The sequence below is a fragment of the Bacillus sp. L381 genome, assembly GCF_030284525.1.
In the GTDB taxonomy this organism is placed as follows: domain Bacteria; phylum Bacillota; class Bacilli; order Bacillales; family Bacillaceae; genus Bacillus; species Bacillus amyloliquefaciens.
The window spans coordinates 3,257,567-3,278,406 of record NZ_CP127224.1 but is presented as its reverse complement, the minus strand read 5'-3'; the positions used below and the strand labels follow the sequence as shown (position 1 = coordinate 3,278,406).

At 44.4% G+C, this 20,840-nt stretch carries 23 protein-coding genes, 1 tRNA gene and 1 pseudogene; 17 read left to right on the top strand and 8 right to left on the bottom strand.

The annotated features are described in order from the left end of the window. Positions 1-179: 179 nt before the first annotated feature. From trxB to QRX25_RS16835, 7 genes are all read left to right on the top strand, one after another. Positions 180-1,127, top strand: coding sequence for a thioredoxin-disulfide reductase (trxB, locus tag QRX25_RS16865; protein ID WP_014471075.1), 948 nt, complete (start codon positions 180-182; stop codon positions 1,125-1,127). A gap of 277 nt (positions 1,128-1,404) precedes the next feature. Continuing rightward, a complete protein-coding gene (locus tag QRX25_RS16860; RefSeq protein WP_065982415.1) occupies positions 1,405-1,872 on the top strand; it encodes an 8-oxo-dGTP diphosphatase in 468 nt (155 codons plus the stop codon). A gap of 26 nt (positions 1,873-1,898) precedes the next feature. Beyond that, the gene (gene rapZ, locus QRX25_RS16855; RefSeq protein ID WP_013353726.1) at positions 1,899-2,786 is read left to right on the top strand and encodes an RNase adapter RapZ; all 888 of its coding nucleotides are present in this window, start codon (positions 1,899-1,901) and stop codon (positions 2,784-2,786) included. Beyond that, positions 2,783-3,736: a gluconeogenesis morphogenetic factor MgfK gene (mgfK, locus tag QRX25_RS16850; RefSeq protein ID WP_014471072.1), complete on the top strand. Its 954-nt coding sequence runs from the start codon at positions 2,783-2,785 to the stop codon at positions 3,734-3,736. The genes rapZ and mgfK overlap by 4 nt, the downstream gene beginning before the upstream one ends. Positions 3,737-3,762: 26 nt before the next feature. Continuing rightward, on the top strand, positions 3,763-4,713 hold the full coding sequence (whiA, locus tag QRX25_RS16845; RefSeq protein WP_065982412.1) for a DNA-binding protein WhiA: 951 nt from the start codon (positions 3,763-3,765) through the stop codon (positions 4,711-4,713). A 23-nt stretch (positions 4,714-4,736) separates the two neighbouring features. Further along, on the top strand, positions 4,737-4,994 hold the full coding sequence (locus QRX25_RS16840) for an HPr family phosphocarrier protein (RefSeq protein ID WP_013353724.1): 258 nt from the start codon (positions 4,737-4,739) through the stop codon (positions 4,992-4,994). A gap of 24 nt (positions 4,995-5,018) precedes the next feature. Further along, positions 5,019-5,765: an arylamine N-acetyltransferase family protein gene (locus QRX25_RS16835; protein ID WP_065982411.1), complete on the top strand. Its 747-nt coding sequence runs from the start codon at positions 5,019-5,021 to the stop codon at positions 5,763-5,765. A gap of 57 nt (positions 5,766-5,822) precedes the next feature. On the opposite strand, the gene QRX25_RS16830 is transcribed toward QRX25_RS16835, so the two are convergent. From QRX25_RS16830 to QRX25_RS16820, 3 genes are all read right to left on the bottom strand, one after another. Continuing rightward, positions 5,823-6,212 carry a ribonuclease gene (locus QRX25_RS16830; protein ID WP_231131126.1) on the bottom strand — a complete coding sequence of 130 codons (390 nt, stop codon included), beginning with the start codon at positions 6,210-6,212 and terminating at the stop codon, positions 5,823-5,825. A 204-nt stretch (positions 6,213-6,416) separates the two neighbouring features. Beyond that, a complete protein-coding gene (locus QRX25_RS16825) occupies positions 6,417-7,382 on the bottom strand; it encodes a 2-hydroxyacid dehydrogenase (RefSeq protein WP_212099431.1) in 966 nt (321 codons plus the stop codon). A 36-nt stretch (positions 7,383-7,418) separates the two neighbouring features. Beyond that, positions 7,419-7,691 (bottom strand): hypothetical protein, encoded by a 273-nt coding sequence (locus QRX25_RS16820; protein WP_258415385.1) that lies wholly within the window; start codon positions 7,689-7,691, stop codon positions 7,419-7,421. Between the two features lie 72 nt (positions 7,692-7,763). Between QRX25_RS16820 and QRX25_RS16815 the strand changes: the two genes are divergently transcribed. Both QRX25_RS16815 and QRX25_RS16810 read left to right on the top strand, forming a co-directional pair. Next, positions 7,764-8,354: a beta-class carbonic anhydrase gene (locus tag QRX25_RS16815; protein ID WP_088030702.1), complete on the top strand. Its 591-nt coding sequence runs from the start codon at positions 7,764-7,766 to the stop codon at positions 8,352-8,354. 2 nt (positions 8,355-8,356) lie between these two features. After that, complete coding sequence (locus QRX25_RS16810; protein WP_065982928.1) at positions 8,357-9,946, top strand: SulP family inorganic anion transporter; 1,590 nt, start codon at positions 8,357-8,359, stop codon at positions 9,944-9,946. A gap of 45 nt (positions 9,947-9,991) precedes the next feature. Here QRX25_RS16810 and QRX25_RS16805 read toward each other — a convergent pair whose 3' ends face one another. Next, positions 9,992-10,312 (bottom strand): MazG nucleotide pyrophosphohydrolase domain-containing protein, encoded by a 321-nt coding sequence (locus QRX25_RS16805; protein ID WP_065982407.1) that lies wholly within the window; start codon positions 10,310-10,312, stop codon positions 9,992-9,994. A gap of 115 nt (positions 10,313-10,427) precedes the next feature. Between QRX25_RS16805 and QRX25_RS16800 the strand changes: the two genes are divergently transcribed. Beyond that, complete coding sequence (locus QRX25_RS16800) at positions 10,428-11,003, top strand: TIGR00730 family Rossman fold protein (RefSeq protein ID WP_013353716.1); 576 nt, start codon at positions 10,428-10,430, stop codon at positions 11,001-11,003. Positions 11,004-11,651: 648 nt separating this feature from the next. Then, positions 11,652-11,939, top strand: a pseudogene (locus tag QRX25_RS16795) (LysR substrate-binding domain-containing protein); the annotation flags it as partial. Positions 11,940-11,980: 41 nt separating this feature from the next. On the opposite strand, the gene clpP reads toward QRX25_RS16795, so the two are convergent. Both clpP and QRX25_RS16785 read right to left on the bottom strand, forming a co-directional pair. After that, the gene (clpP, locus tag QRX25_RS16790; protein WP_003151513.1) at positions 11,981-12,577 is read right to left on the bottom strand and encodes an ATP-dependent Clp endopeptidase proteolytic subunit ClpP; all 597 of its coding nucleotides are present in this window, start codon (positions 12,575-12,577) and stop codon (positions 11,981-11,983) included. A 272-nt stretch (positions 12,578-12,849) separates the two neighbouring features. Further along, positions 12,850-13,824: a LacI family DNA-binding transcriptional regulator gene (locus tag QRX25_RS16785; protein WP_212099429.1), complete on the bottom strand. Its 975-nt coding sequence runs from the start codon at positions 13,822-13,824 to the stop codon at positions 12,850-12,852. Between the two features lie 370 nt (positions 13,825-14,194). Between QRX25_RS16785 and QRX25_RS16780 the strand changes: the two genes are divergently transcribed. From QRX25_RS16780 to QRX25_RS16770, 3 genes are all read left to right on the top strand, one after another. Continuing rightward, positions 14,195-15,448 carry an MFS transporter gene (locus QRX25_RS16780; RefSeq protein WP_212101777.1) on the top strand — a complete coding sequence of 418 codons (1,254 nt, stop codon included), beginning with the start codon at positions 14,195-14,197 and terminating at the stop codon, positions 15,446-15,448. Then, complete coding sequence (locus QRX25_RS16775) at positions 15,441-16,910, top strand: glycoside hydrolase family 32 protein (RefSeq protein WP_212099427.1); 1,470 nt, start codon at positions 15,441-15,443, stop codon at positions 16,908-16,910. Before QRX25_RS16780 ends, QRX25_RS16775 begins: the two co-directional genes overlap by 8 nt. Positions 16,911-17,096: 186 nt before the next feature. Continuing rightward, positions 17,097-17,172 (top strand) — tRNA-Arg (locus QRX25_RS16770). Between the two features lie 48 nt (positions 17,173-17,220). On the opposite strand, the gene QRX25_RS16765 is transcribed toward QRX25_RS16770, so the two are convergent. Both QRX25_RS16765 and QRX25_RS16760 read right to left on the bottom strand, forming a co-directional pair. After that, positions 17,221-17,532 (bottom strand): hypothetical protein, encoded by a 312-nt coding sequence (locus QRX25_RS16765; protein ID WP_088613509.1) that lies wholly within the window; start codon positions 17,530-17,532, stop codon positions 17,221-17,223. A gap of 12 nt (positions 17,533-17,544) precedes the next feature. Continuing rightward, positions 17,545-18,966, bottom strand: coding sequence for a lipase (locus QRX25_RS16760; RefSeq protein ID WP_212099425.1), 1,422 nt, complete (start codon positions 18,964-18,966; stop codon positions 17,545-17,547). A gap of 108 nt (positions 18,967-19,074) precedes the next feature. Here QRX25_RS16760 and QRX25_RS16755 point away from each other — a divergent pair, with 108 nt between their 5' ends. From QRX25_RS16755 to QRX25_RS16745, 3 genes are all read left to right on the top strand, one after another. Beyond that, on the top strand, positions 19,075-19,359 hold the full coding sequence (locus tag QRX25_RS16755; protein WP_081309520.1) for a DUF1433 domain-containing protein: 285 nt from the start codon (positions 19,075-19,077) through the stop codon (positions 19,357-19,359). A gap of 155 nt (positions 19,360-19,514) precedes the next feature. Beyond that, on the top strand, positions 19,515-19,859 hold the full coding sequence (locus QRX25_RS16750; protein ID WP_212099423.1) for a DUF1433 domain-containing protein: 345 nt from the start codon (positions 19,515-19,517) through the stop codon (positions 19,857-19,859). Positions 19,860-20,313: 454 nt separating this feature from the next. Beyond that, positions 20,314-20,601 carry a DUF1433 domain-containing protein gene (locus tag QRX25_RS16745; RefSeq protein ID WP_212099421.1) on the top strand — a complete coding sequence of 96 codons (288 nt, stop codon included), beginning with the start codon at positions 20,314-20,316 and terminating at the stop codon, positions 20,599-20,601. The last annotated feature ends 239 nt before the right edge of the window (positions 20,602-20,840 follow it).

Here is a 20,840-nt window from a genome sequence, read left to right as displayed (position 1 = left end):
AGGGCTCTTTCTTTATTTGTATACCCGGGTCAGGAGCTGCCTAATCACGGTTTCTCAGAAAAATGAGCAAAAAAATAGCGAATCGCTCTCAGATTTTATAGGATATGGGTAAGGAATACGATTGATGGGGATTCTTATTCATATAGGGGGCGCCCCATTTCGAAAAGGAGTGAATCATGGTGTCAGAAGAAAAAATTTATGATGTGATCATTATCGGCGCGGGTCCGGCGGGGATGACCGCTGCTGTTTACACATCACGAGCGAATTTATCCACATTAATGATCGAAAGGGGAATTCCGGGCGGCCAGATGGCCAACACGGAGGATGTTGAAAACTATCCGGGTTTTGAAAGCATTCTCGGCCCTGAACTTTCAAATAAAATGTTTGAACATGCGAAAAAATTCGGTGCGGAATATGCGTACGGCGATATTAAAGAAATTGTTGACGGCAAAGAATATAAAACGGTTAAAGCCGGATCAAAAGAATTTAAAGCGCGCGCCATCGTGATTTCTGCCGGAGCGGAATACAAAAAGATCGGCGTTCCCGGTGAAAAAGAACTTGGCGGCCGCGGCGTATCGTACTGTGCGGTATGTGACGGTGCATTCTTTAAAAATAAAGAGCTTGTCGTTGTCGGCGGCGGAGACTCCGCCGTGGAAGAAGGCGTCTATCTGACACGCTTTGCTTCAAAAGTCACCATCGTTCACAGACGCGACAAATTGCGTGCGCAAAGCATTCTCCAGGCGCGTGCCTTTGACAACGAGAAAATTGATTTCAAATGGAATAAAACCGTAAAAGAAATTCATGAAGAAAACGGAAAAGTCGGCAGACTGACTCTTGTGGATACTGTGACGGGAGAAGAGGAAGAATTCAAAGCTGACGGCGTCTTTATTTATATCGGCATGCTTCCGCTTTCTAAACCGTTCGAAAACTTGGGCATCACAAATGAAGAGGGCTACATTGAAACAAATGATCAAATGGAAACAAAAGTTCCCGGCATTTTCGCCGCTGGAGACATCCGTGAAAAATCACTCCGCCAGATCGTAACGGCGACAGGTGACGGAAGTATTGCGGCTCAAAGCGTTCAGCATTATGTGGAAGAGCTTCAGGAGACGCTTAAAACCGTTTAATCATCACTGTAATGTTCAGTTTTTGAATCGTTACTGGGTTTTAATTCCGCTGTAACACGGGTGAAATACTGATGTTTTAAGATGAATGTAGTAATTGACCCCCTTTTTATATGAATACACCTTGGCACGGATTTCAGTATCCGTGCCCTTTTTTTGTGATTTTTGGTTATCTGTCAAATAAAAGAAAAGGATGTCGGTGTCTCTGCATTGTGAGAGACATGCCGAAACGGTATAATGAAGAGACGATGATTTGTTGAGAAGGTTAGGTGACGTACTTGTGCAAAGAGTGACAAATTGTGTGCTGCAGGCAGATGACCAGGTTCTCCTTCTCCAAAAGCCGAGACGGGGCTGGTGGGTCGCGCCCGGCGGGAAGATGGAGAGCGGCGAATCAGTCAGAGATTCCGTCATCAGAGAGTACAGAGAAGAGACGGGTATTTATATATTAAATCCGCAGTTAAAAGGCGTGTTTACCTTTATTATTAAGGAACAGGAACAAATCGTGTCAGAGTGGATGATGTTTACTTTTGTCGCCGATTCCTACACGGGACGGAATGTCGCTGAATCAGAAGAAGGCGTTCTGAAGTGGCATGACGTAAAAGATATCCACAACCTTCCGATGGCACCCGGAGACGGGCATATTCTTGATTTTATGATCAAGGGCCAAGGGCTTTTGCACGGGACCTTTACGTATACGCCGGATTTCGAGCTGCTCAGCTATCGTTTAGATCCGCAGCTTATCAAATAAAAAGAAAGACCGCAGGGGGGAGAAAGATGAGTGTGAATGAAAATCATGATATTCAGCTCGTCATTATAACGGGAATGTCTGGAGCGGGGAAAACCGTCGCCATCCAAAGCTTTGAGGATCTCGGCTATTTTTGCGTCGACAATCTGCCGCCTTCCTTGCTGCCGAAATTTTTGGAGCTGATGAAAGAATCAAGTTCAAAAATGAGCAAGGTCGCGCTTGTCATGGATCTGCGGGGACGTGAATTTTTTGACAGGCTGATTGAGGCGCTGGATGAAATGGCGGAAAATCCGTGGATTACACCGCGCATTCTCTTTTTAGACGCTAAGGATTCCATCCTTGTGACGAGATATAAAGAAACGAGACGTTCTCATCCGCTGGCCGCTACCGGGCTTCCTCTTGAAGGAATCGCGCTGGAACGCCAGCTGCTTGAAGAATTGAAAGGGCGCTCTCAGCTGATCTATGACACATCGGATATGAAACCGCGTGATCTGCGTGAAAAAATCGTTGCGCATTTCGCCACGAACCAAGGTGAAACATTTACAGTGAACGTGATGTCATTCGGTTTCAAATACGGCCTTCCGATAGATGCCGACCTCGTGTTTGATGTAAGGTTTCTGCCGAATCCGTTCTACATTGAAAGCATGAGGCCGCTTACGGGGAAAGATGAGGAAGTGTCATCTTATGTGATGAAGTGGAACGAAACCCAAAAGTTTATCGAAAAGCTTGTTGATCTGCTTGGCTTTATGCTTCCGTCCTATAAGCGCGAAGGAAAAAGCCAGCTTGTCATCGCGATCGGCTGTACGGGCGGCCAGCACCGCTCCGTTACACTCGCTGAGTATCTGGCTGATTATTTTAAAAAGGATTTTTATACTCATGTCACTCACCGGGACATTGAAAAGAGAAGCCGGAAATGAATAAGAAGCCGAAAATCGCAATCTTCGGCGGCGGAACGGGTCTGTCCGTGCTGCTTCGGGGATTAAAGCATAAGCCCGTTGATATTACGGCGATTGTGACAGTTGCTGATGACGGCGGAAGTTCAGGCCGTCTGCGGGATGAACTTCAAATTCCGCCGCCGGGTGACATCCGTAACGTATTGGCCGCTTTGTCAGATGTTGAGCCGCTCGTTGAAAATCTGTTTCAGCACCGTTTCAACAAAGGAAGCGACTTAACCGGACATTCGCTCGGCAATTTGATTTTGGCAGCGATGACAAATATAACCGGTGATTTTTTTCATGCTGTCACCGAAATGAGCAAGGTGCTGAATGTCCGCGGCAGAGTGCTGCCGGCTGCCAATACCAGTGTCGTTCTTCACGCCGAAATGGAGGACGGGCAGGTCGTCTCCGGAGAATCGACAATCCCTTCTTACGGCCAGCGCATTAAACGGGTGTTCCTTACGCCTGAAAAAATTGATCCGCTGCCGGAAACGATTGAGGTGATCCGCCAGGCCGATTTAATCATTATCGGTCCGGGAAGCCTGTACACAAGCATTCTTCCGAATCTGCTCGTGCCGAAAATCGGAGAGGAAGTCGTCAAGGCTGCGGCCAAAAAAGTATATATCTGCAACGTCATGACCCAGCCCGGCGAAACGCTTCAATACAGCGCGGCCGACCATGTCAAGGCGCTGAACGATCATATGGAGCAGCCGTTTATCGACACGATTTTAATCAATAATGAAGATATCCCTGACGAAATCAAAAGCAAATATGCGAAAGAGCTGGCCCGACCCGTTGAATTTAACGTTGAAAAGCTGAAAGCCATGGGGCTTGAGGTCATCAGGGACCAGATTATCACGTATAAAAATGGCGTAATCCGTCACGATACACATAAAGTGGCTTCTCTTCTCGTTGATTTATTAAGGGACTAGAGGTCTTTTGAAATGAGGTGGCTCATATGTCATTTGCATCGGAAACAAAAAAAGAACTGACGAATCTGGAAGTAAAGGACTGCTGCGCCAATGCGGAGCTGTCCGCTCTGATTCGGATGAACGGTTCACTGTCATTTTCAAACCGCCATCTCGTGCTTGACGTTCAAACCGAAAATGCGGCGATTGCCCGCCGCATTTATACATTGCTGAAGAAACAATATGATGTATCGGTCGAACTGTTAGTCAGAAAAAAAATGCGGCTGAAAAAAAACAATGTTTATATTGTACGCTTTTCTGAAAACGCAAAGCTGATTCTGGAGGAATTAAAAATCCTCGGAGAGAACTTTGTATTTGAACGGAATATTTCTGAAGAACTGGTGGCGAAGCGGTGCTGCAAGCGTTCTTATATGAGAGGGGCGTTTTTGGCGGGGGGATCCGTGAATAATCCCGAAACATCGTCATACCACTTGGAAATCTTTTCGCTTTATAAGGAACATAACGATTCATTATGCGCGCTGCTGAATGAATTTCATCTGAACAGCAAAACGCTTGAACGGAAAAAAGGCTATATTACGTACTTAAAAGAGGCGGAAAAAATCACCGAATTTCTGAATGTCATCGGCGCCCACAATTCACTGCTGCGCTTTGAAGATGTGCGGATTGTCAGAGATATGAGAAACTCAGTGAACCGCCTCGTAAATTGTGAAACAGCCAACTTAAACAAAACCATCGGGGCTTCGCTCAGACAGGTGGAAAATATTAAATACATTGATGAACGGATCGGTCTTGAAGCGCTTCCGGAAAAGCTTCGCGAAATTGCGCAGCTGCGGATTGATTATCAGGAAGTCACGCTGAAAGAACTTGGGGAAATGGTTGCAAGCGGGAAAATCAGCAAATCCGGCATCAATCACAGGCTGAGAAAGCTCGATGAAATCGCAGAACAGCTGCGTACAGGACAAAGCATCACTTTGAAATAACCGTACAGAAAAGGGGAGATCTTATGGTTCAGGAGAAAGTGGAAGTGCGTTTAAAGACGGGATTGCAGGCGCGTCCCGCCGCATTGTTTGTACAGGAGGCAAATCGCTTTACATCAGATGTGTTTCTTGAGAAAAACGGCAAGAAAGTGAATGCCAAAAGCATTATGGGATTAATGAGCCTGGCGGTCAGCACGGGGACGGAAGTCACTCTGATCGCTGAAGGCGAGGATGAAAAGGAAGCGCTTGAAAAGCTGTCCGCTTACGTGCAGGAAGAAGTGTAAGCGCTTTGTAAGGAGGACGGAACGATGAATGAGTTCCTGAAAGATTGTTATCAAACGATAGGCTGGGAAAAGGAGTCACTCGATTTCAGCAGCCTGCCCGAATTTTTAAAGGCGCTCGCGTATCGGTTTCCGTTTGAAAATCGCGCGGTTTTATCAAAAAAAGAATATGACGTCACGAAAGAAGGACTTTGGCGGCATATGGTGAAAGAGCCTCATGGCGGACTTTGTTATGACTTGAACGGACTGCTTTATTTCATACTGAAAGACGCCGGATTTGACGTCAAATTGATCCGCGGAACGGTCTGGAACAACGGATGGGAGCTGCCCGGCACACATGCGGCCGTGCTTCTTTCCGCCGAAGGAAATGAATACATCGCTGACACAGGCTTCGGACTCAATCTCGCCATGCGGCCCGTTCCGCTATCCGGCGCCGAGGCGGTCTCTGCTGCCGGAGCGTTTCGTGTGAGAAAAGAACAAACGGAATTCGGGACACACGTGCTTGAAATGAACAAAGGGGACGGCTGGCAGACAGGTTACGCATTTTCGCTTGAAGAAATCGGTGAAAAGGACCTCAAGGCCATGAAACAAACGATCTTTGAACATGAGCGGTCTCCATTCAATAAACGCCTGCTTGCTTCTAAGCGGACGCCGGAGGGGCACATGGTTCTGTCTGAACGCAATGTAACGATTCAAAAACACGATGGCCCGGCGGAAAAAAGTGAAATTGACCGATCAGAGTTTGAAGAAAAATTTATTACACACTTTATGTAAAGCTTGCAGGTTCTCTGCAGAAAAAAACGGCCTCCCGCAGGGAAGCCGTTTTTTTCGTTATCTGATTTTTGTAAAGGTCTGATAATGGTCCGTTGTTTTGTAAATCAGCCAGTCGCTTGAGTAAAGAATCCGGTCTGAATTTCTGAAGCCTGATGTATAGTTAATATCCGCTTCACGCCACGTTCGTCCGCTTTTGGCCGGGAGTTTGCCTTCCCTGTTTGAGAAGATGTCTCCGCCGATGCTTTTCCCCGGAGCGACGTCCGCCAGATTCCCTTTTGATGCCACCCAGCCGAGGGCTTGTGCTTCTGATTTTGTAATGTAATTATCAGGAAGCTTATGATATGTCTGAAGATAATCCGCAACCCCGTCAAACGTGTTGATAACCTGTGCTTCTGTGTGTGCCTTGTGAGAAGGTGTTTCCGTTTTGGCAGCTGTTGAAAACAGCATCCCCGCCGCGGAGACAAGCACCAGTAAACAAACGGAAATCCATGATAATCGTTTTTTCAAAGCAATACCTCCCATTTTCATCATGTGAAGCTGATTCCTTTTCATTGTATCAGCAACGAAAGAAAGGAATAGAAAGAATTTAAAAATAGTACTTTTTATCTAGCGAAAAATAAACCCCGGCTGAACCAACCGGGATTTGTCTTCTTATTGAAATTCCTTAGTAAGATTTTTCGGCGTTCTTCCGTATACGGCGTCAATCATGTTTTGAGCGGCTTGTGTGAACATATTCAAGCGGATTTTAGCCGTTGCTGACCCGATATGCGGAAGCAATGTGACGTTTTCCAGCTGTAAAAGCGGATTGTCTTCTGAGACCGGTTCTTTTTCAAACACATCTAAACCGGCGCCTTTTATCCAGCCCTCCTGCAAGGCGCGGATGAGCGCTTTCTCATCAACCGTCTTTCCCCGGGAAATATTGACGAAAAATGCCGTATCTTTCATTAGTCTGAATTCCCGTTCTCCCATCATATGATACGTTTCGTCAGTAAGCGGCGTAATTAATAGCACAAAGTCTGACGTTTTCAGCAGTGTATCTAAGTCGGCATATGTAACGCCAAGCTCTTTCTCGGCATCCGGTTTTCTGTTGCGATTATAGTATAACACGTCCATATCAAAGCCGAATTTTGCCCGTTTGGCGGCTTGTTCACCGATTCTGCCCATGCCGATAATTCCTAACGTCTGATGGTGGACATCCATACCGAAAAGGGATTCTTCCTCAACAGTTCCCCATTTGCCGGCGCGGACGAATCGATCCAATTCGGCAACCCGTCTGGCGGAAGACAGGATTAATGAAAAAGCCAGATCAGCGACAGTGTCGTCCAAGGTGTATGGCGTATGCGTGCCGACGACCCCGCGTTTTTTCATTTCTTCTATATTAAAATTATCGTAGCCGACTGAATTATTGCTGACGACCTTCAGCTTCGGCGCGTGATCGAGTAAATCACTGTCAATCGCCGTTCCGGATGTCAGCAGCCCTTCAGCATCCTTCATTTTCTCGTACAGTTCTTCTTTTGAAATGGTATCTTCTTTCCAGATGTCATAGCGGCAATGTTCGCCTATCATTTGTTCGACTTCCGGCGGTATCGGTTTCGCGATGAATACATATGGTTTCAACGGGCTTCTCCTCCTTTGTCTTTCTTCTCTATTTTATTATAAAAGAGAAGCGGTAAAGTGAGAAATATTCAAACGCTCCGAATAAATTTCTGGTTCTTTTGAACTTAAAATGAAAAAGAGAAAAGGTAGTTCCCCTAAACCATAACAGAATCCGCCTATATTTCTGAAGGCAAAATGAGCGAAACGGCTGTTTTCAAAAGCTTTATAGGTTGGTATAAAGATAAATTTTATTATTTTTGAAAGATATAAATGAATATAATCTGAATTTACAGTTAAATTATCGTGTCTTTTTTTGAAAGCCTTTTCCACGCCTTTTTCTGTGCTATAATTCCTTACTGTAAGCTGGGTAAGAAGGCTTGCAATACAATATGATGGGAGATGATTAGAAAAATGGTTTCTTTATCAAGCATTTTGGAGCACAACCAGCAGTTTGTCCAAGAAAGGAAATACGAACCTTACCAAACGACAAAATTCCCGAAAAAAAAGCTTGTCATCGTATCCTGTATGGATACAAGGCTGACGGAGCTTCTGCCGCAGGCGATGGGACTCAGAAACGGTGATGCCAAAATCATAAAAAACGCGGGGGCCATTGTTTCTCACCCATTTGGAAGTGTCATGCGGAGCATTTTGGTTGCCGTTTATGAACTGGAAGCTGAGGAAGTCTGTATCGTAGGGCACCGCGAGTGCGGAATGTCGGGGTTAAATGCGGCTTCCATATTAAATAAAGCAAAAGATCGCGGCGTGGAGGAGAAATGTCTCAGCCTTCTTGAGCATGCGGGAGTCGACTTGGAAACATGGCTGACCGGTTTTCACAGCGTTGAAGAAAGCGTGGCACACAGCGTGAATATGGTCAGGCATCATCCGCTCTTGCCTGAAGAGGTGCCTGTGCACGGGCTTGTGATCGATCCGGGGACGGGGACGCTGGATGTTGTCGTTGACGGTTATGAAACGGTCAAAGGGGGATGCAGCTGACGATGCAATTTTCCGGCAGATATCAGGGGTACAATTTGCAGAAATTTCAGAAAGACTTGATCGCGGGAATTGTAGTTGGGATTGTAGCAATTCCTCTGGGAATGGCTTTTGCCATCGCCTCGGGGGTCGGTCCGGAATACGGGCTTTATACCGTTATTGTGGCCGGAATTCTGATTTCGTTGTTGGGCGGCTCTAAGTATCAGATCGGGGGGCCTACGGGGGCGTTTGTTCCCATTTTATTTGCCATTGTGATGCAGTATGGTTTTGAGAATTTACTTGTAGCCGGTTTTATGGCAGGCGTGATGCTCGTCCTGTTCGGCGTATTTAAACTCGGGAAGATTATGAAATTCGTGCCGAAGCCGGTGATCGTCGGATTTACGGCCGGGATTGCGGTGCTGATCTTCTCGGAGCAGATTGCCCATTTTCTCGGTCTGCGCGATATTCAAAAGCATGAAAGCTTTATCCTCAACATTGCGGAGATCGGCAAGAAGCTCGGGACCTTTAATTTGTACAGCATTTTCATCGCCGGCATCGCTTTAGCCATTTTGCTGTTATCAGCGAGGCTGATGCCGAAGATTCCCGGCGCGCTTGTGGCGCTGCTTGTATCTACAGCCGCGGCGGTTATGTTTTTTCCTGACAGGATGGCGACAATCGGTTCTGCTTACGGAGAAATTCCGAGGTCGCTCCCAGCTTTGCAGCTTCCGGATTTCTCAATTGATAACATGATTATGATGTTTCCGTCGGCTCTGATCATTGCGCTTCTCGGCGGACTTGAATCAATCTTATCAGCGATGGTCGCGGATAATATGAAAGGATCACGGCATGACAGCAATAGGGAGCTTGTCGGGCAGGGCATCGCCAATATGGCCGCGCCGCTTTTCGGCGGCATACCGGCAACGGGAGCGATTGCGCGGACCGCCACAAATATTAAAAACGGCGCAGTTTCTCCGATTTCCGGTATTGTCCACGGAGTCACCGTTCTCCTCGTCCTGCTCGTCTTCGCACCGCTTGCCGTTCATGTACCGCTGGCAAGTATGGCGCCGGTGTTGATGGTTGTGGCTTGGAACATGAGCGAGCGGAGGGAAGTCGCCAATATGATGCGGCTGAAAAACACTGATTCATTCGTGCTGGCGGTAACCTTTTTGCTGACGGTTCTGTTTGATTTAATCATCGGCGTTTCTGCCGGTCTCGTCCTCGCTTTTGTTTTCTTTATCAGGAAAATGAGCGAATCGACAAGCATCAAAACACCGCATGCTGCGGTCAAATCGGTGAAAAATGATTCGTCCGTCAGCACATATTCCATTGAAGGGCCGCTGTTTTTCGGTTCAATTGATTCATTGGAATCGTCATTGCTGGAGAGGCTTCAGGAAAAGCCGAAGACGCTTATTCTGCTGATGAATAATGTGCATTACATGGATACTTCCGCAGAAGCGGTGCTGGGGAATGTTATGAACCGGATCAAACGCCATAACGGCAGATTGATGATCGTCGGATTGCAATCACAGCCGAGGGAGCTGATCCGTAAAACGGGGCTGTTCCATAAAATCGGAAAACAGCACTTCTTTGAACATCAGGACGAGATAACGGGATAAATTCAGGCGCGGCCTGTCCAAGAAAAAAACGGACAGGCCGTGTTTTTATTTGGTTTCAAAGCGTTTGATCAGTTTTTCCTGATGGGCTTTCATCGCATCCTCTAAGGTGATCCCGTACTTATCGGCGAGGATGGCGAGGTTTCCGAGAACATCACCCATTTCTTCAATCAGCTCCTGCCTGCGTTCAGCCTGTGTCGTGTCCTTTTCATCCGGCCGGTCTCTCCCGATTTCATATGCTCTAACCGCCCGGGCGAGCTCACCCGCTTCTTCCATTAAAAAGCCGATTCTGATAAATGGCCCGTATTCCGTCCATCCTCTTTTTTCGTAAAAGTCTTTCATCCATTGTTCCGTTTCAGCCATCTGCATGTGAAACACTCCTTATGTCCTGTATGATTCTTATTGATATTATCATATAGAGATGGGACAATATATAGTGTGTTTTGATTTTCTGATGTACATATATAGATGCGGAGATGAAAAAATGAAAACCATTTGTGTATTTGCGGGGTCAAACCCGGGGGTAAATGAAGAGTACAAACGCAAAGCGGCCGAACTCGGTGAATATATGGCGGAGCAGGGAATCGGCCTTGTTTACGGCGGTTCACGGGTCGGTCTTATGGGAACCGTTGCCGATGCGTTAATGGCAGGCGGCGGAAAAGCTGTCGGTGTCATGCCGAGCGGACTGTTCAGCGGAGAGATTGTTCATCAGAATCTGACGGAGCTGATTGAAGTCAGCGGCATGCATGAGCGGAAAGCGAAAATGAGTGAGCTGGCTGACGGCTATATTGCCATGCCCGGCGGATTCGGAACATATGAAGAATTGTTTGAAGTGCTGTGCTGGACCCAGATCGGCATTCATCAAAAACCGATCGGACTTTATAATGTAAACGGCTATTTTGAACCGCTGATCAATATGGTCAAATACAGTATAAAAGAAGGCTTTTCCAATGAGTCTCATCTTCAATTGATTCATACATCCTCACGTCCGGATGAGCTGATTGAACAGATGAATCAGTACACATACCCGATTTTAGATAAGAAGTGGAGGGAAGTGTAAAGGGAGATTCTATAAGCAGTCATCGGGATTAATATGAATCTGCTCCCATTGGCCGGAGCTGTTTTTTCTCAGTTGTTTGGCTAACCTATCTGTATCATTCGTGAGCTGAAAATAGACAAAACGAGGTTTTCGGCTTCACGTAAAACACTAAAATAATGTAAGATCGTTTTGTCCGGGGACAAAGTGAGGGATTGGGGCAGATGAATGCTTTTCACAGGCTTATCAATATAAGGATCAAAAAAAGAACTTTCAATTGCTGTGTTCAGGACAGGCAGACAAGAGGGCCTGAAATATGTTTCGGCATCAACTGCTCTGAAGGAAGATTGTTCTGCGCTTGCATCTAATCCATCCTGATGGAAAAGTTCTCCGCCCATAAAATACCTTTTCTTTCTGGAAAAAGACCGTCTTCTCCACTTTATAGCGCGTCACGCCTTTCTTGATGATAAGACATATGTATGAGAATAAGATGAGAAAGAGACTGCGGATAGTTTTGAAAGAAGAACATCCATTTCCTCAGAGGAGATGGATGTTTTTTTGCGGTTTGCATAGTGTATGCGTTTACAACTTTTGACGCAGGATTGTTTCTTCCGATACGAAATCATCCTGCTGCATCGTTTGTTTTTTTGAACCGATTCCAAATATACCGAAAAAAGTTTGATTCAAAAATGGTGGAATAATCAATTTTATGAGCCGCCTTTCATTGCAATGGAGGTAGACAGGCAGGAAACCTGTAAAGAGATGGTGAAAAACGGCCTCGGTTATTCTGTTGTGCCGGAAATCTGTCTTCAGCCTTCTGATGAGTTATATACCTTGGCGCTTTCCTATAAAAATAACGAGCCTGTGATACGCGATACGTGGCTCATGTATGATTCTTCAGTGTTAGAATTGTCTGTTGTAAAAGCATTCATTACTTTTTTGAATGAAGAGAAAGCATAAAAAAACCTGCAAGAGGTTGAGACTCTCTTGCAGGCGGGATATTACTTCTGGTCTTCCGTATTGCGTGTCAGCACTTTATCGATTAAGCCGTATTCTAAAGCTTCATCAGCTGATTTGAAGTTGTCGCGGTCCGTGTCGCGCTCGATCACTTCAAGCGGCTGGCCGGTACGTTCAGCAAGCACTTTGTTTAATTTATCACGAAGCAAGAGAATGCGTTTAGCCGCGATTTCAATTTCAGTCGCCTGTCCTTGCGCTCCGCCAAGCGGCTGGTGAATCATGACTTCACTGTTAGGAAGCGCGTAACGTTTGCCTTTTTCTCCGGCAGCAAGTAAGAATGCTCCCATAGAAGCGGCCATACCGATGCAGATCGTGGATACTTTCGGTTTAATGAACTGCATTGTATCATAGATTGCCATACCGGCAGTGATTGATCCGCCAGGGCTGTTAATGTAAATGGAAATATCTTTTTCAGGGTCTTCCGCTTCAAGGAATAAAAGCTGTGACACGATGGAGTTTGCAACGTTGTCATCAATCGCAGATCCAAGCATGATAATACGGTCCTTCAAAAGACGGGAGTAAATGTCATAAGCTCTTTCTCCGCGGTTCGTTTGTTCAATGACTGTAGGTATTAAATTCATAATGCTCCTCCTTCACCTTTTAGGTAAGTATGTATTTACATGATACATTTTTGGTCAATAAAGGTCAAACAAAACGCTGACCAAAATGCCAACCTTTTCTTCTAACACCATTTTTCCCAGAAAACAAAAAGTTCAAACAGCAAAGTGAAAATGGAAGTTATCAATGGTCAATGGGCTGCTGTATGCCGCGCTGCCCTGTACCCCGGAGCTTGAGAAAATTATATGGCCGGAGCATACGAAATAGACCGCAGACGCGTCAGCACAGCACCTGATTAAGTTGTCCGTCTTTCCAAAAGCAGTACCGGCAAATACGTTTCCGGCGGAATATCATCAAATTCGCCTTCAATTTCTTTAGCTAAAATCTCGATGGCTGTTTTGGAAATCAATTCGATCGGCTGCTGGATGGTTGTCAATTCCGGCAGAATTGATTGAACGGTCTCGGTGCCGTCATAACCGATCACTTTTAATTGATGGGGGATGTCTTTTCCCCGTTTTTTAGCCTCGGTCATAACTGCGGCTGCCATGATATCATCGCTGGCAAAAATTCCGTCGGTGTCAGGCTGTTCATCAAATAATGTTGAAATGATGTCATGGTAATTTTGATAAAAGGGCACTTCGTATGTAATGGGCTGCCGTCCGTGTTTGTGCATGACATCTTCGTATGCTTTTCTTCTGAGGTTTGCCGGTGTAGTGAGTTCAATCGGACCGTTGATATGGACGATGTGCCGGCACTCTTTTTCGATCAGCAGTTCCGCCGCTTTTTTTCCGCCGTCATAATTGTCTGAGCCGACGACGGGAATCGAGTCCGATAAGTAATGGTCAATGGCGACAATCGGCAGATTTTGCTTGTGGTAATTGAGAATTCCCCGGTTATAAGTCACGGCGATGACGCCGTCCACTTGGTTTCTAATCAGCATTTCCAAATATTTTTCTTCTTTGTCTTTCCGATGTAAACTGTTGCAAAGCAGCAGTTTGTAGCCCATGGACGTACAAATGCTTTCAATATGAAAGGCGAGTTCACCGAAAAACGGGTTGCTGGCGTTCGGGATGATAAGCCCTATTAAATTGGTTCGTTTTCGGAATAAGGAGCGGGCCAGATCGTTTGGAAAGTAATTGATTTCTTCCATCGCCTTGTACACTTTTTCTTTTGTTTTTTCGCTGATATAGCCGCGGTTATTTAATACCCGCGAAACGGTTGTAGAGGAAACTCCCGCTATTTTTGCAACATCATGAATGTTAGGCTTCATTCCCTTGCCCTCCTGCTTTACTGAAATGGCTTACAATTCTCGTCACGCACTTATTTTAGAGAATCGGGCTGACATGTGCAAGGAAACTCCATGTGTCTGTTTTCACATGAATAGGATTGATTTCAATAATCAGAAAATTGTATGTCAACCGATTGACATATGAAACCGGTTGACATACAATTCTTTTTGAAAGCGCTTTACAAAAAAGGATATTGGTGCAGCAAAAGTGAAAGGGCCGAACAGCGGTAAAAAGAAAGCGCTTACGATACACTCGCATGAATCTGCTGAAAAAGAAGAAGGAAGTACGTGGCTTAGCGGTTCGGGAACGGGGATTAAGACATATACATGTCCGATCAAAGGAGCGGTGAACATGAAAAGCGCAAAAAGTCTGTATTGGAAACTGAGTGCTTATTTTTTCTTTTTCTTTTTTACTTGGTCATCCAGCTATTCTTTATTTGCGATTTGGTTAGGGCAAGAAATCAATTTAAACGGATCAGCGACAGGCATTATCTTTTCTGTAAACGCCGTATTTGCCCTGTGCATGCAGCCTCTTTACGGTTTTATCTCTGACAAATTGGGGCTGAAGAAAAAGATATTGTTTATGATCAGCTTTCTTCTTCTATTTACAGGCCCGTTTTATATTTTCATCTATGGACCGCTCCTGCAGTACAACGTCTTCCTTGGCGCGGTTGTCGGAGGCTTGTATTTGGGTGCCGCTTTTTTGGCGGGGATAGGCGCGATTGAAACTTACATTGAAAAGGTCAGCCGGAAATATCAATTCGAGTATGGAAAATCAAGAATGTGGGGCTCGCTGGGCTGGGCGGCCGCTGCATTTTTTGCAGGGCAGCTTTTCAATATCAATCCCAATATCAACTTCTGGATTGCGTCTGTATCAGCTGTCATTTTAACGGCCATTATCATGTCTGTGAAAATCGAAATGACCGACCATGAGAAAAACAGAGCGGATTCGGTCCGGTTAAAAGACGTGGGTCGTCTCTTTTTATTAAAAGATTTCTGGTTTTTTATGATGTACATTATCGGAGTGACTTGTATATACGGCGTTTATGATCAGCAGTTTCCGATCTACTATGCGTCTTTATTTCCTTCAGTGTCGATAGGTAACCAAGTATTCGGCTACCTTAATTCGTTCCAGGTATTTTTGGAGGCAGGCATGATGTTTCTCGCACCTTTAATCGTCAATAAGTGTGGGGCGAAAAACAGTTTGATTTTAGCGGGGTTTTTAATGGCTTTCCGCATTATCGGATCCGGAATCGCAGTTGAGCCTGTAGGGATTTCATCAATGAAACTCATCCACGCACTGGAATTGCCGATTATGCTGATCGCCGTTTTTAAATATTTGGCGGCCAATTTCGATACGCGTCTTTCGTCCGTCCTTTATCTCGTCGGCTTTCAATTTGCATCACAGGCAGGCGCGTCGATTCTATCACCGCTTGCGGGAGGATTGTATGACAGTGCGGGGTTCCGTCAAACTTATCTCATTATGGGAATCGTAGTCTTTGGTTTTACCATGATCTCCATGTTTACTTTATTGAACCCGAAAAAAACAGCAGGCGTGTGCAGCATTTATAAAAAATCGGATAGAGAGGATGTCGCAAATGGATAGAATTCAGCAGGCGGAAGAAGCCTTGAAGAAAGCCGAGGGTAAAGTGAAACAAAGATATCGGCTGGGGTACCATATTATGCCCCGGGCGAATTGGATCAATGATCCGAACGGGCTTATTCAGTTTAAGGGAGAATACCACGTTTTTTTTCAGCATCATCCGTTTGATGAGAACTGGGGGCCGATGCATTGGGGACATGTAAAGAGTAAAGACCTCATTCATTGGGAGCACTTGCCGATTGCCTTAGCGCCGGGCGACGCATTCGATCAAAGCGGCTGTTTTTCAGGAAGCGCGGTCGATGATCATGGAAGACTTGCCTTAATCTATACCGGGCATAATATGATTGATCCTGAGAAAGACCTTTTCTATCAAACTCAAAATATCGCTGTCAGCAAAGATGGTGAAGTATTTGAAAAGCTTCAAGATAACCCTGTTATTGCGGAACCGCCGGAAGACAGCGCCCGCCATTTCCGCGACCCGAAAGTGTGGAAGCATCGCGGAGGCTGGTATATGGTAGTCGGCAATTCCACAAAGGAAAACGTCGGGCGGGTCATTTTATATCGTTCACCTAATTTGCGTGATTGGGAATACGCCGGCGTTCTCGCCCAAAGTGACGGAAATCTCGGCTATATGTGGGAATGCCCTGATTTCTTTGAATTAGGCGGCAAACATGTCCTGCTGATTTCGCCTCAAGGGATGGAAGCAAACGGTGATTCCTATAAAAATTTACATCAAACCGGTTATTTAATTGGTGACTATAATGATGAAACAAATAAATTTACACACGGCGCTTTTAAAGAACTGGATCACGGCCATGATTTTTACGCCGTTCAAACATTACTGGATGATAAAGGACGCAGAATTGCCGTCGGCTGGATGGATATGTGGGAATCCGAGATGCCGACAAAAGCGGACGGATGGTGCGGTGCTTTGACGCTGCCGCGGGAACTGATATTGCGTGATGATCATAAACTTTTGATGAATCCCGTGGAAGAAACCAAGCAGCTGCGAACAAAGGAATACCGGGAATGTGCCGGCCGGCAGGTATCAGGGAGTTACTTGGCAAAGACGTCCGAAGAGCTGCTTGAAATCCAAGTCGTGTATGATGTAAACGATTGCGATGCCGAATCGGCAGGTTTTAAGATACGGGGCCTTGATGAAGAAGAACTTGTTCTTAAGTACAACCTAACGGATAAAAAATTGACACTTGATTGCACCAAGATGGGGAAAGCGAAAGACGGTGTAAGAAGGGTGCGGCTGGATGCAAGCGGCAAGCTGGCGCTGCGTATATTTATTGACAGATCCTCGATTGAAGTATTCGCAAACCATGGAGAAGCAACGATGACAAGCCGTATCTATCCGAAAGAGGGCAGATTGGGGCTTGAGCTGTTTTCTGAGAAAGGCGCTGTGAAGGTTGAAGAATTCACCTATTGGACGTTAAAAGACATTTGGAAACGAAGCTAAAACACTGAAGGCGTTTCGCGGCGTGTCTGTTCGCAAACGAATAGCCGTTATGTGAGGCGGGATTATGCTGCATGAGAACGCTGCATAATCCTGTCACGATACGCCGTAAATCACGTTTCATTGAAAAAGTATTGCTTTCTGCACGTTTCTTTATTATAATATAAAGGTATCTGATTGAAATAACGTGCGCTCGTAGCTCAGTTGGATAGAGCGGTGGTTTCCGGTACCACGTCTGTCGGGGGTTCGAATCCCTCCGAGCGCGTAACAGTTAAAAACCTCGCAGATGAATCAATCTGTGAGGTTTTTTTGTTTACCTTGTTTTGAAGCTGTTAACGAATGTGTCTCTGTTATTTTCAGCTCCGGCAATCAGCTGCGCACTTTCACTGATCCGCTGTGCGAGAGCTTTTTGCGCTTTGCCTTCGAAACTGTTCAATAGGGCTGAATAAACTTCAGTTAATTCATCTTTCAATGTGTTCAAATCGAATTTTGGCTGAAGCGTTCGGCGCACTGTTTCCAGTTTTGTCCCCGCTGCCTGTGTCATGGCGGTTTTCAGCATCTGCCGCTGCAGCATTTTCCTCATGGGATCATCTTTTTGTTCCAGAAGCTTGTCTAATGTCGTCATAAAAATCATCTCCTATAAACGTAACCAGTTTGCCAGCATGTGATCTTTTTCTTTAAAGTCATCCGCTATTGTATGTAAGAATCCGCCGATCTCTTCAAGGTCTGTGATCGCCGTCTGCAATGAATCAATAAATGCCTGCTCAGCCTGTGTGTCGTAAAAAACCGGGCCTTTATCGTAAGACTGCGCAATATCCTCAAGTGTATTGGCCACATCTTGTGCATGAAGCTGATCATACAGGCCGTGTCCGACTTGGCCGTAAAATTCCGTTTTCAGCTCGGCGATTTTTTCATCGTGCTCTTGATAGGCGTTCTGCGCTTCTTTTTTCATTGTCCGCAAATCCTCGGTCATGGCCTGCACCTTTTCAGCCAGCTTTTTGGCGATCGCGGGCGTTACTTTAATCGCGTCTCCGCTTCCGATCGCACCGGCCGGGAGGAGAGCTCCGAGGTTTTTATCGAAGACTAATTCATCTCCGTTCGGATTTGCGATGTTTCCGTTTCGGTCAAACATGAAATTCGCTTCGTTTAAACCGTGTGTATCTGGATTTCTCAGAATGACTGTAGTGAAGAAATAAGCGAGATTCTTGCCTATCTGCTCGCTCAATTTCCCATCAAGACGCTGCTTTCGGCTGAACTGTGAGAGCGAGGGGTTTTTCGTATAAATCGTTGTCCCGTTATGCCGGTCATATTCGTTCCAATAACCTGCCCCGACCATGTCGTCCGGATTGATAATTGATCGTATGTAAGGATCGTATAAGCCGCTGTTGATTTCTTTCTGGGTTTCTTTATCATGCAGTTTTACGACAGAAGGACTGTTAAAAGCGACTGCGTAAATATCATTGTTGACCGCACTGTATTCCGCTTCTGCGCCTCCCAGTGAATGTCCGGTAGTTGAAATAATCGTTGACGTTCCGGCATACTTTTTCTTTACGCTGCGTACCAGCTGATCGGCTTGATCGATTTGCGAAGTTTTCGTCAGCAGCTTATAGTTTCCGGTTGTGAGCATGGCGTCTTGAGAAGGTGTTCCATTATATTTTCCGAGTGTTTTAGACGTGTCCTTGGCGCCCTTTTTAACAATATAATGGGTTTCTTTTTTCGGATCATTTCCGAAAACAATGTTCCCGCCGTCGGCTTTTACGCCATCATTGATCGGATCTTTTCCGATATCGGTTCCCGCAAAGGCGACGACAACGTTTTTGGGGTCTTTTGATTTAATCCATTTTCCGTTTTTCTTTTCAGCTTGTGACAGAACAACCGCGTCAAGTCCTGTATCACTGTCATTTCGAACCTGCTCAACGTACCAACCAATCTTGTTTTCTGTTACAATTGGTGTGTTACTTTTTAATTTTTCTTTAATTTGATCATACTTATATGCATTTCTACTTAATGAATAATATGTGCTATCCGACAAATTTGGAACTTTTATGTTTTTATTCATGCAAAACCTCGTAATTTCAGTGTAAAATGGTGTTTGGAAGGATGAATCATTTTGAAAAAATTCCTTATTATTCTAGCTTTAGTAATTATAGCAGTCGGAGGTTTTATTGTGAAGAACAACGCCCAACATAATGAAGAAATTGAAGAATTTAAAACTGCGAAAATACATATGGAAAAATTTTTGAAGGCAAATTATGAAGGGATAGACAGCGTTCAGTTCGAGGATAGATATGAAACGGATCCAATGGGCGGTATGCAAGTGTTTGGATATTATAATCAAGACAAAACCAACAAATTTGATGGTATCTACGATCCGACAAATAATAAGATAATGAGCCATAGTGTTGATGCAGTTATGAAAAAAGAGTGCAGAGACAAAGATTGCGAATACTAAAAATAGACGCCAACGAAGGTGTCTATTTTTCTTCATAATGTCTGATATAATTTACCGCTTTTCAAGGCCGAGAGATATGCTATGTATGCATCTTTTTCGACAATCAATGCACGAACCTCATAGTTAAAATTAACATAGAAGGGGGTGGTTTCTAATTGAAAAAGAACAGGTACATAATGATTCTTATTTTAATAATTGTAGCAGTTGGGGGTCTTTTTAAGAAGCATCAGTATGATCAAAAGAAAAAAGAGATTGCGTTATTCGAAGAAGCCCAGAATCATATGGAAAAGTTTTTAGCAACGAACTATAAAAATGTAGATGATATCCATTTTTCTGATGATTACTATATTAATCCAATGGGTGGTATTAGTGTTAAGGGTTATACTAACGGAAAAAAAGAGTTTGAAGGTCTATATGATCCAAGTAATAAAGAAATATTGTCATATACTGTTGATGCCGAACCCAAAGAAGAATGTAAAGATAAGCTTTGTACAAGATAAATTAGCCCGCCCAAATCGAGCTGGGCTAATTTTGTTTTATTGCCTATCCTCTATCTCCTCGACATAAAACAAATCTTCCATAGGCACATTTAATCCTCTGTTAATAATGAATAGTGTTGTGATATCATGTCTTGTATTTGTTTTAAATCTATCGTAGCTCTCATAGAGCCAACCTAACTCAGCCAATTCCTTCTGGCTTTGAATTCCCTTCCTCTTCATAACTTCATTTAACCTAGATCTAACTATAAGATTTTTTAGAAATTCACACACCCTTTAGGCAAGTGTAACTAACGCTTATATAAAAGTATTCTCGACTTCTGATACATTGATGTTTTGTAGACATATACAACACCCCAAAGGTTGATGTAAATTTAATATAAGAAAGGATGAGTTTGTGAATAAATACATAATTATCCTGATTTTTGTAATGGTTATAGCGTCAGGAGGTACCTACTTGAAGTCCCAACATGATAAAAAAGAAGCAGAACAAGAACTTTTTATCCAAGCGAAGAACAAAATGGAAAGCTATATAAAAGCTAATTACAAAAATATAAAGCAAATTACATACATTAACGATTACAAAATAAATCCTATGGGTGGTATTTCCGTGAAGGGGTACTTGAATGGTAATAAGGAAAAAGAATTTTTTGGACTTTATGACAAAACGAATGATGAAATAGGAGTATCATCAGTCGATGCGGAAGAGAAACCTGAGTGTCAAGAAAAAGAATGTGAATACTAAAAGGCGCTAGAATAGAGAAAACCTTTTTATGATTCCTTTCTAGTTCGCGAGCCGCATGTGAACATGAAGCGGTAATGAACAATACAGTAAATGAAAAAGACAAGGGTTTCGGCATTTGCCGTCCTTGTCTTTTTTTATTAAACACCTTTTTACCGGGTGAAGCATCTCATCATTTGACAGTCCATTTTAACAGCGTTACAATTAATCATGTAAATAGTTACATGTATATATAAACATAA